The organism is Lysinibacillus sp. NPDC059133 (assembly GCF_042755925.1).
Taxonomy (GTDB): Bacteria; Bacillota; Bacilli; order Bacillales_A; family Planococcaceae; genus Lysinibacillus.
In genome coordinates this window covers 4,139-15,438 of record NZ_JBHZDH010000068.1, presented here as the reverse complement: position 1 = coordinate 15,438, position 11,300 = coordinate 4,139, and the positions used below count along the sequence as shown (strand labels likewise).

The following is an 11,300-nucleotide window of genomic DNA, read 5'->3' as shown; positions in this document are numbered from 1 at the left end:
CAGCAACAAATGTTTATCTGTGCGAAAGCGAAGCGACAGCAACAAATGTTTATCTGTGCGAAAGCGAAGCGACAGCAACAAATGTTTATCTGTGCGAAAGCGAAGCGACAGCAACAAATGTTTATCTGTGCAAAAGCGAAGCGACAGCAACAAATGTTTTATCTGTGCGAAAGCGAAGCGTCAGCAACAAAGCGCCCAGTCGGAACGGAAATCAACCACACGTTATGGTGATGAGCCACTTTATTCCTGTTGCGGCTTAAGCTTGGATTTATAAAATAAACAACTGCATAAAACAAGAACAGCAATAACCGCAAACATTGCATCCATGTAATGTGTTAACAGCCACCCGCCAATAATGGGTCCAATAAAGCCTCCTAAATTTTTAAATTGGGCTGCTCCTAAATAGACTCCCTTTTGTGTATCAGGCGCAATTTCATCAATCATGATACTCATAGTCGGAAAGGCGAAAATTTCACCAATCGTGAATATAATCATAGCGATCATATATAGTGGATAGTTATTTGAGAAGCCGAATAATAAAAGACCAAACGCGAAGAACAGAATTCCTACTAATAGAGTAGCCGAAGATGAAAAACGTTCTGAAAGTATACTAATCGGTAATTGTAGTAATAATACAACCGCTGCATTTAGTGAGATTAGTACAGAATAGAGCTTGGCACCTTCTTCGATTTTAAGTTCAATGATTTGTGGCAGAGTTGAATCAAATTGAGAGTAACCAATATTTATTAAAATTGCCCCGAAAATAAAGCTTAGTAGTACACGATTCGTCAAGAGTATCGTGAAGGTTTGCAATATTTTTGTAGGTGTTGAAGCTTTTGGTTGCTGCATTTCATAGCGATTTAAAACGAAAAATAAAAATACAGCATAAATAATATACATAATTCCCGTCAGCATAAATGGAATACTTGGGCTAGACAATTGAGAAATATAAACACCAATAACAGGACCGATGACAGCCGCTATGTTAATCGCTGTATAACGAAGCGAGAACAATCTTTTTCGTTTGTCGACAGGAGTAAAATCAATCATTAATGCCTGTGTCGAGGGTTCAAAGAAGGAGCGACATAAGCCATTTAAGGCATTCAATGCTACGAAAAACCAAACCGTATGAGCTGTTGCAAAGCCAAAGAACACAATGCTCCAAACAACAATAGTAAGTAAAATGACGCTTTTCCTGCCAAATCGGTCAGTTAAATAACCACCAAAGAATCCTCCTACAGTGGAGATTAACGGTGCAATACCAATCGTCAAACCTATTTGTAATGGGGATGCTTCAATTTCATTATGTAAGTAGATGGCTAAAAAGGGCATTGCCATAAAACTTGCTATGCGTGTGAAAATAGTTCCACCTAAAATGATCCAAACTAGAGGATGAAATAGTTTGGTGATTTTCATAGAATATCCTCCTTTCAAAATGTAGAATGTTTCGATTTTAATGGATTGTTAAGCAATTGTAAATAGTCGAAAAATATATGGGGAATACTAAACACGAAATGGTATAAAATGCAAGTGATTCTTAATGAATAGTGGGGAGAAGTAAGCTGGAAACTTCATAAGAGCGAAATGTTTGATTTGTAAATTTAAGGAGTATCACCAAAGTTGTTTGATGACATTTGTTATAACGTATGCGATGTACATAAGTTGATCTTCGGTACGAGGGCGACTCCTTTGGGATTAGCAATAGAGAAACGAAGGCTAAAACCATCACATCCTATGATAACGCCTTCGTGACCAACATTGTGCTGTTGTTGCTGCCGCTACGCTTTCGCGCAAAAAACAACTGCCGCTGCCGCTACGCTTTCGCGCAAAAAACATTTGCAGGCCTAAGCACAAAGCAGATTCCGGATGCAATTATTCCGAGGCATAATTGATTAATGGGGGTCATTAACAAATAGTAGAAAACAAAAAAAGAATGACCACGACGAAAGGTCATTCTTTTCCCATACAAAATGCTTTACGCGTTACACGTAAAAACTAAGACGTCAATTTTACTTTTTTCTTCGTCGTTGTCCATTTGCCTCGACTTGGACTCATCACCAAATCGTTAAAGGCTAACACGTTCAAATCTCTTTGAACGGTGCGAGGAGTGATACTAAACTCTTCGACTAAATCCTGTGTAGACACGGTTCCTTTGTCTAAAATAAACATGTACACATCTTTAATACGATTAAGCATTCGATCAGTAGTTGGTTTCATAAATGAACCACTCCTTCATCTTAATTCTCTTGGCAAAGACTAGCGGACGACAATATGTGCGGAGTGCACTTAGGCTAATAAGTAGCTGCCTTAGACATCCCCTTTTCTAATTTTATATTCAGAAAAATCATTCTGATAAGTTCATTATATAGAAAAACAAGTCAGTTTTCTAGTGAATGCAAGAGGAATTTACAATTAAGACATAAAATTTTTACTGTATTTTGTGGGAATAAGTGAAAAACGTGCTATATGTGGTAGTGTTCGAAGTAAGATTTTGAAAAGTTGTCAGAAAGATGATTGTAATTTATGTTGTAAAGAGTAGAATAATGTTATTACTTTAGAGGAGGTCCATCATATGGATTGGTTACAAGCTGCAAAGGAAAGACAAGATGAATTGATACAAGATTTACAGGAGCTTGTGCAAATTAATAGTGTTCTTGATGAGAATACGATCACTACTGAAGTACCTTTTGGTGATGGTCCATTAAAGGCTCTTGAATGGTTATTAGCAAAGGGCCAAGCTGAAGGTTTGCAAACTAAAAATATTGATAATTATGCAGGTCACATACAGATGGGTGAAGGTGACGATTTATTAGGTATTTTATGTCATGTTGACGTGGTACCAGTTGGTGATGAAACAAATTGGACTTACCCACCCTTTAGTGGCACTGTAGCAGATGGAAAGCTATTTGCTCGTGGTGCGATAGATGATAAAGGCCCAACAATTGCAGCATGGATGGCCATGAAACTTGTCAAAGATGCAGGCATTGAGCTTAATAAAAGAGTCCGTATGATAATCGGTACGGATGAAGAAACTGGCTTCCGCTGTGTCGACCACTATTTTAAACATGAGGAAATGCCGACGATTGGATTTGCACCAGATGCGGATTTCCCGCTCATCAATGCTGAAAAAGGCATTGCCGAGCTAGTGTTCTCTCAAAATAAAACAGGTGATGCTTCGAAAGAACAGCTATTACTATTTAATGCTGGAAAGCGACCAAATATGGTACCGGATTTTGCAAAAGCAACGGTGCAGTTCGTTTCCTCACAATTCGAACAGAATTTTCACGCATTTTTAAGTAAAAATCAGCTAGAAGGGTCTTTATTAATCGAGGGTTCTCGCTATATAATAACTATCAAAGGTAAGGCAGCCCATGCAATGGAGCCGGAAAAAGGTGTCAATGCAGCTGTTTATCTTGCAGCATTTTTACAACAAGAGTTGACGACAGAGGCAAGTAAACAATTTGTCGACTTTACCGCAGATGTTTTTTATCAAGATCATTATGGCAACAAGCTTGATTTACAATTCGAGGATGAAATGTCTGGTAAAACTACATTAAATCCAGGTATTGTAACCTACGATGTGGCTAAAGGTGGCAGCATGGTCATTAGTATGCGCTATTCTGTCTCATATCCGTTTGATGAAAAAATCACGGAAGCACAACGCTTAACTGTGGCAAAAGGATTTTCATTGGATATTCAAGATGACTCTAAACCACATTATGTAAGCGAGGACGATGCACTTATCCAGACTTTAGCAGATATCTATAGACGTCAAACAGGAGACTATGAAACACCTCTACTGTCTACTGGTGGTGGTACGTATGCGCGTGTCATGAAAAAAGGTGTAGCATTTGGCATGCTGTTCCCAGGTGAACCTGACGTAGCGCATCGTGCGGATGAGTTTGTCGTCATTGAAAATCTCATAAAAGCAACAGCTATTTATGCTGAAGCAATTGTTGAACTTGCAGGAAACAAATAAATTAAAGATGAAAAGGATGAACGTAACAAATGGCATATTCATTATGGAATGATCAAATCGTTGAAGAAGGATCAATTGCAGTATCTCCAGAAGACAGAGGTTACCAATTTGGTGACGGCATTTATGAAGTAATTAAAGTTTATAACGGAAATATGTTCACGGCACAAGAACACATTGATCGTTTCTATGCGAGTGCCGAAAAAATTCGTCTTGTCATTCCTTATACTAAAGACGTATTACACAAATTATTACATGAACTTATCGAAAAAAATAATTTGGAAACGGGTCATGTTTACTTCCAAATTACACGTGGTACAACTTCTCGTAATCATATTTTCCCAGATGCAAGTGTTCCAGCTGTATTAACAGGGAATGTTAAAACTGGTGAGCGTTCATATGAAAACTTTGAAAAAGGTGTTAAGGCTACCTTAGTAGAGGATATTCGCTGGTTACGTTGTGATATTAAATCTTTAAACTTATTAGGTGCTATAATGGCAAAACAGGAAGCATCTGAAAAAGGCTGCTATGAGGCTATTTTACATCGTGGTGACATCGTAACAGAATGTTCATCAGCAAATGTTTACGGCATTAAAGATGGTAAACTTTATACACACCCTGCAAATAACTTCATTTTAAACGGTATTACACGCCAAGTTATTTTAAAATGTGCTGAGGAAATTAATTTACCTGTTATTGAAGAACCAATGACCAAGGCAGATTTATTAACAATGAGTGAGATCATTGTGTCATCTGTATCTTCTGAAGTAACACCTGTTATCGATGTTGATGGTAACAAAATTGGTGCTGGAGTTCCAGGTGAATGGACTCGTAAATTACAACAAGCATTCGAGGCGAAATTACCGCTTTCTATTAATGCGGAATAAATGAATCTTGTAAGAGAGCTACCCTAAACTTGGGTAGCTCTCTTTTTTATTAGAACAAATTATGGATGTTTTCTCCTGTAACGTCATGTAAAATAAAAAACGATGACTACAGTTGTAGAATGATTGCTATCGGGATTTAATTTCAATGAGCAAATGTCGATGTAATGTATGCAATTGTCTATTTATCTTCATTTAGCTAGCGACAGCAACAATTACGCCAAGGCGAAATTGATATTGCGATTGATTTGCCTACTAAGCAAGAGTGGAGAAATTAGCAAATTAGATATAGGGCGAGTAAGATTGGAGTGACCAAAACACATGGCACAATTGGTGAAATTACAAGATTATATTTCACGCTATCAAATTGATTTAGCAAGATATCCAACACAATTTGTACGTTTAAAGCAAAGTCAATGGGAGCGTGTTAAGCGACAGTGGGAGTTAGGAGAAGAAATTAGCGAGTGGCAACATAACGACGACGATTCAGAAAATGATCCTTTTGAGGGAAAAGAAAGATTCTCTTTATTCAAAAAAATATTTGCCGGTCGTCAGAAGGAAGAAAATGAGGATATTGAACAGATCGAGATAACGAATGAATTAGTGAGTGATGAAGATAGCATACCAGACGAAGAAACGACTTTAACATTTGAACCAAAAATTGTCTATGCACCACAATCTATTCATGAATTAAAACGAATGTTTATCGATCAATTTTTCCATTTCCAAATGAAATGGGCAAGTTCAACACTACGTGAAAAGTCGTATGTAGATCCTCGTTTTATGCGCGATCCTTTGTTGCGAAATTTGTTGCAAAAATTACCTGATAATTATTTGCTTTTTTATTATCCTATTTTACAAATTAGAAAAGCACCTATAGAGCTTGATGTTGTGCTAATGTCACCGACAGAATGTATTTGTATAACAGTACTAGAAGCGGAAAATCAAGCAGTTTATGTAGGGGGCAGTGAGCGATTCTGGATAAAAAAAGTAGGGACGAAGGATTCGAAAGTCCTGAATCCAATGATAAGTTTGAATCGTATGGAGTCTGTATTAACTCAATTATTTAAGCAGGATAATATAAATATGCCGATTCGCAAGGTTATTTTAACACAGAATGGCTATTTCGATTATCCAGGATCACCTTACGGAATTCAATTTGTTGATCGTCGAAATTATGGAGAGTGGATGGAGCATTTAAGGAATGTTTCCTCTCCTATGAAGCATATGCAAATTCGTGCTTCTCAAACGATTTTAAGCAATGTACAAACAACATCCTTTAATCGAGATATTTGGCAGCAATCTTCTCAACCAGCTGGGGATTAGTAAATGCAAGTATTATTTATTGTGAATGAAGCAGCAGGGCACGGTAAAGGTAAGAAAGTTTGGCACCATCTTCAACAGCATTTAACAATTAACTATGAAGTCGCCTTTACAGAATATGAGGGACATGGGCAGGAGCTTGCAAAAAATTGGGCGCAAGATGCTCAAACAAAAAAAATAATTGTTATTGTTGGCGGTGACGGCACAATACATGAGGTTGTTAGTGGCGTTGTACATAATAAATTTATAGTTATTGGTGTAGTTCGTGCTGGTTCGGGAAATGATTTCGCACGATACTTTACTACATTTCAAGATGCCTTTCAAATTGAAAGCTATATACAAAATGAAATGGTTTACCTCCCAATGGATGTTGGTGCCGTTCAGTTTGGAGATCATCAGCACGAGATATTTGTCAATAATGCTGGTGTGGGCTTTGACGCATTTGTCACCAAACGTATTAATACATCTCGCTTGAAGTTTTACCTCAATAAAATAGGGCTTGGTAAGCTATCCTATGCTGCGGCTGTTGTAAGAGGACTATTTAGCTTTAGACGCTTTGATGTAAAGATTCAAGCAAACAATCAAGAATGGCACTTTCAGCAAGCATGGTTTGTTGCGATGTGCAATCAACCTTATTTCGGAGGAGGAATGAAAATTTCCCCATCTTCTAAACCGAATGATGGACAAATCGAAATAACAATCGTTCACGGTATTTCCCGCCTTAAATTGCTACTAGTATTTGTCACTGTGTTTTTTGAAAAACATACAAAATTTAAAGAGATTACTTTTTTGCAAGGCCATCAATTTAACATTTTCGTGCATGGAAATGACGTTGATTGTCATACAGATGGTAACTATATTGGGGAAATTAGAGAGGGAACGAGGATTCATTGTACAGTGCAACGTGATGCTTGGCAGGTACGATCAGAGGAACTTTGAAAAAAATGGTCTCTCACTAAAAATTCGGGATGACAATTGTTAAACCGTATGTTATGCATAAAAGTTGATTGGAGTGGAGGGTGGGCGACTCCTTCGTGACCAACATCGGTGGCTGTTGCTGACGCTGCGCTTTCGCACAAAAAACATCGAGTAAAAAAATATCATTTCGCAATAATTTCATGCGAATTTTATGGTAATACGTTATACTATAAAAAATTAATAATTTCATGAGAAAGAAATGAGGAAGAAAATTGAGATTAAGAAATAAGCCTTGGGCGGAGGAAATGATTGCGAATCATCCAGAGGTGATTGTTCCGAATCCTGAAGACTTTAAAGGAAATTGGCAGGCTGTTTTCGGAAATGACAACCCATTACATATTGAAGTAGGTACTGGGAAAGGTCAATTTGTCACAGGTATGGCCTTACAAAATCCGAATATAAATTATATTGGAATTGAGCTTTATGACAGTGTAATTGTTTGTGCATTAGAAAAAATTTTAGAGGCTAAATCTCCAGCGAATTTACGATTATTAAAAGTAAATGGCGCAGATTTATATAAATATTTTGGAAAAAATGATGTAGAGCGTGTGTATCTGAATTTCTCAGATCCTTGGCCGAAAACGCGCCATGCTAAGCGACGTTTAATGCACGGGGATTTTTTGAAATTATATGAGTCGATTTTAGTGGATGAGGGGGAAATCCATTTTAAAACGGACAACCGTGGTTTGTTTGAGTATTCATTAATGAGTATGTCTGAATATGGTATGTTACTAAAGTATGTATCACTCGACCTACATGCGAATATGCCTGAGGATAATGTTATGACTGAATATGAGGAGAAATTTTCTGCTAAAGGACAGCCAATTTATCGTCTAGAATCGCAATTCTTTACTAAATAGGGGGAGTATGGATGGATGAGTTAAAGTTTCACAATATGTCATTATCATGGCTAAACGGGGGTGTCACTTGCCTTGATGGCGGTGCTATGTTTGGAGTTGTACCAAAACCACTTTGGTCACGCAAATATCCAGTTAACGAAAAAAATCAAATCGAGTTACCAACTGAGCCAATATTAATTCAATATGAAGGCAAAAACTATATTGTTGATACAGGCGTTGGTTTTAACAAATTAAATGAAAAGCAGCTACGTAACTTTGGGGTAACTGAGGAGTCAACATTAGCGGCTAGCTTACAGGAGCTAGGATTAACAACTGCTGATATTGATGTAGTCTTAATGACGCATTTGCATTTTGACCATGCCGGAGGTTTAACGCAATGGGAAGACGATGTACTTGTACCAACATTCCCGAATGCAAAAATCTTTGTAACGAAAATTGAGTGGGATGAAATGCGTGAGCCAAATATTCGCTCGAAAAATACGTATTGGAAAGAAAACTGGGAGCCAGTTCAGCACTTAATCGAAACGTATGAAGGTACGTTAGAGGTAGTTCCGGGTATTGAAATGATTCATACTGGTGGTCATAGTGATGGACATGCCATTATAAAATTGACTCAAAATGGTGAGGTATTATTGCATATGGCAGATATTATGCCGACGCATGCACATCAAAATCCATTATGGGTTTTAGCGTATGACGATTATCCAATGGCGAGTGTCTTTGCGAAGGAACGTATAATGAAAGAAGCACTTGCGAATGGCTACGGCTTTATCTTCTACCATGATGCGTATTACCGCATGATTAAATGGGATGAAACAGGTAAAGAAATTGTAGATAAACTAGAACGCAGCAGACAAGCTGTTATTACATTCTAATAAATAGAACGTGTGAACCTTTTGTGTTCGCACGTTTTTTTCATCGTGTTGAAAACTATTGTGTCAATAAAATTAAGGTAATTAAATAAAGTATTGCTCTTTGGCAAAACTAGGGTTTGATTTCCGTTCCGACTGGGCGCTTTGTTGTTGCTGCCGCTACGCTTTCGCACAGATAAAACAATTGTTGCTGCCGCTACGCTTTCGCACAGAGCAAAGCTTCCTGGGGGCGTCCGATGAGCCGCTTCACTCGCGTTCCTCTATTGCTAATCCCCGAGGAGTCGCCCAGTCTCCACTCCAATCAAACGCTTCACAAAGTATGTATCTCTGGTATGTCACTCTAATTTATAGTGATAAAACGTAACTTCGCCTATTGTTTTATGCAAACGTAAGCTAAGTGATATAAGTTATTGTAGTTGCATAGTAGGAACAGAAATCAACTTAAAGTTTTTAAGATGTGCTTAATTGTACCCCATTTTTTTGACACTTTTTTCGTGAACATCTTGGAAAATATGATACACTAAAAGCTATACTAAAACACAAAAGAGAGTTGAAAATACATGGCAACTGAGCAACCATTTTTACCAGTATTACTAGGATCAGATATGAATGCATATGGTATGGCACGTGCATTTTATGAGGCATATGGTATTAAACCACTTGTATTAGGACGTTCACATTTAACAGCAACGCAAGACAGCCATATCATAAATTTCGAAGAGATTGATCGCTTAAATGAACAGGATGTATTTGCACCTGCACTTGCAAAGGTCGCAAAAAAATATTCTGATAAAAAATTACTGTTGTTAGCGTGTGGAGATGATTATGCAAAGCTTATTATCAAAAATAAGCCAGCATTGCAGGAGCATTTTACAGTACCATACATTGATGAATCCCTTATGGATGAAATTTTATTAAAAGAAAATTTCTATAAAATGTGTGATAAGTACGATTTTAAATATCCAGGTACGACGACTGTGACAGCAGACAATTACGAAAACTTTACACCACCATTTGATTACCCAATTATTTTAAAGGCATCGAACTCGGTGGAATACTGGGCATGTAAATTCCCAGGTAAGAAAAAAGTGTTCGTTGCACATGATGAAGCGGAAAAAACAGCAATTTTAAAAGCAATCTATAGCTCAACTTATCAGGATACAATGATTATTCAAGAATTCATCCCAGGTGACGATTCTTATATGCGTGTATTAAATGCATATGTAGGGAAAGACGGCAAAGTGAAGCTGATGTGTCTAGGAAATCCAATCTTGGAAGAGCATTCACCTGAGGGAATCGGTAGTTATGCAGCAATCGTTACAACATACGATAAAGAATTAATGGATCAAGTACGCTTTTTCTTAGAGGAGATCGGTTATACAGGCTTTGCTAACTTCGATATGAAATACGATATGCGCGACAAACAGTATAAGCTGTTTGAAATCAATTTGCGTAATGGCCGCTCAAGCTATTATGTTACAGCAAGTGGTCATAATTTAATGAAGTATGTAGCAGATGACCATATGTTAAATATTGAACAGGAAGTAACTTATGTTCAGGATAAGCATTTATGGATGGTTATTCCTAAAGGTGTATTATTCAAATATGCGTCAAATGAAAAGCTTAAACTAGAAGCGAAAAAATTAATTCGTGAAGGGAAATATACAAACTCTCTTTACTTTAACCAAGATATGAATGCAAAACGTTGGGTGAAGCTAACGTTAAATAATTTAAATTATTATCGAAAATATAAAAAGTACTTCAACAATAAAGGATTGACTGAGTAAAACAAAGAAGCCATCTCAAATAACTGAGATGGCTTCTTTTGTAGGGTTCTATAATTTTTGTTCGTGTATTGTTGAGTAACGTTATACTTCTGTGAGTTCTACTACAACACCTGAGCGAGCGTCAGCAGCAAATTCAAATGTTTGCATTTCACCCTCGTGTAAACGAGAGATCCCTCCACGGTATACAGGAATAGTCATAATGCCGTTTGAGAAATTGTCTGTTTTCATAAAAATCCAAGAACCGTCAATCGGTGAATCCTTTTTAAATTCCTTTTTTATGTTTTCAAGTACTTGTCCTGCAGGTACATACGGAGAAACCTTTTCACTTGCTTCTTTAACAATGACTGCGGCAGCAAGGCCAGTAGCAACACCAATTAAAAAATCACGTAATTTCATGCTTTTTTCCTCCTTTTTCTATAGCTTTATTTTAACATAGCATACAGAGTGAATGCACGTTCATACGTTAGCACTTTTTAGGAAATGTATCAATATTGCGAATTTAGGATTTAATTTCGCTTGGCGTAATTGTTACTGCCGCTACGCTTTCGTACAGAAATCATTTGTTGCTGCCGCTGCGCTTTCGCACAGAAACATTTGTTACTGCCGCTACGCTTTCGTAC

The 11,300-nt window shown here is 37.3% G+C and carries 11 protein-coding genes; 8 read left to right on the top strand and 3 right to left on the bottom strand.

The window, feature by feature from the left end:
• A partial coding sequence (locus tag ACFXN8_RS23670) for a hypothetical protein (protein ID WP_386847935.1) occupies positions 1-231 on the top strand: 231 nt, incomplete at its 5' end.
• A 9-nt stretch (positions 232-240) separates the two neighbouring features.
• Here ACFXN8_RS23670 and ACFXN8_RS23665 read toward each other — a convergent pair.
• On the bottom strand, positions 241-1,416 hold the full coding sequence (locus ACFXN8_RS23665; protein WP_376078968.1) for an MDR family MFS transporter: 1,176 nt from the start codon (positions 1,414-1,416) through the stop codon (positions 241-243).
• 579 nt (positions 1,417-1,995) lie between these two features.
• Positions 1,996-2,217 carry a DeoR family transcriptional regulator gene (locus ACFXN8_RS23660; protein ID WP_049667439.1) on the bottom strand — a complete coding sequence of 74 codons (222 nt, stop codon included), beginning with the start codon at positions 2,215-2,217 and terminating at the stop codon, positions 1,996-1,998.
• A 355-nt stretch (positions 2,218-2,572) separates the two neighbouring features.
• On the opposite strand from ACFXN8_RS23660, the gene pepV reads away from it, so the two are divergent.
• The 7 genes from pepV (at position 2,573) to ACFXN8_RS23625 (ending at position 10,680) form a co-directional block, all read left to right on the top strand.
• Positions 2,573-3,979, top strand: coding sequence for a dipeptidase PepV (gene pepV, locus ACFXN8_RS23655; protein ID WP_376078970.1), 1,407 nt, complete (start codon positions 2,573-2,575; stop codon positions 3,977-3,979).
• Between the two features lie 29 nt (positions 3,980-4,008).
• A complete protein-coding gene (gene dat, locus ACFXN8_RS23650; RefSeq protein WP_386847933.1) occupies positions 4,009-4,863 on the top strand; it encodes a D-amino-acid transaminase in 855 nt (284 codons plus the stop codon).
• Between the two features lie 318 nt (positions 4,864-5,181).
• Entirely contained in the window at positions 5,182-6,186 is a 1,005-nt protein-coding gene (locus tag ACFXN8_RS23645) for a nuclease-related domain-containing protein (RefSeq protein WP_376078974.1), read from the top strand.
• A gap of 3 nt (positions 6,187-6,189) precedes the next feature.
• Entirely contained in the window at positions 6,190-7,122 is a 933-nt protein-coding gene (locus tag ACFXN8_RS23640) for a diacylglycerol/lipid kinase family protein (protein ID WP_386847932.1), read from the top strand.
• A 251-nt stretch (positions 7,123-7,373) separates the two neighbouring features.
• Positions 7,374-8,021 (top strand): tRNA (guanosine(46)-N7)-methyltransferase TrmB, encoded by a 648-nt coding sequence (trmB, locus tag ACFXN8_RS23635; protein ID WP_386847930.1) that lies wholly within the window; start codon positions 7,374-7,376, stop codon positions 8,019-8,021.
• 11 nt (positions 8,022-8,032) lie between these two features.
• Entirely contained in the window at positions 8,033-8,896 is an 864-nt protein-coding gene (locus ACFXN8_RS23630; protein ID WP_376078980.1) for a YtnP family quorum-quenching lactonase, read from the top strand.
• A 557-nt stretch (positions 8,897-9,453) separates the two neighbouring features.
• Complete coding sequence (locus tag ACFXN8_RS23625) at positions 9,454-10,680, top strand: carboxylate--amine ligase (RefSeq protein ID WP_386847928.1); 1,227 nt, start codon at positions 9,454-9,456, stop codon at positions 10,678-10,680.
• 81 nt (positions 10,681-10,761) lie between these two features.
• Here ACFXN8_RS23625 and ACFXN8_RS23620 read toward each other — a convergent pair whose 3' ends face one another.
• Positions 10,762-11,076 carry a hypothetical protein gene (locus ACFXN8_RS23620; RefSeq protein ID WP_376071568.1) on the bottom strand — a complete coding sequence of 105 codons (315 nt, stop codon included), beginning with the start codon at positions 11,074-11,076 and terminating at the stop codon, positions 10,762-10,764.
• Between the last annotated feature and the right edge of the window lie 224 nt (positions 11,077-11,300).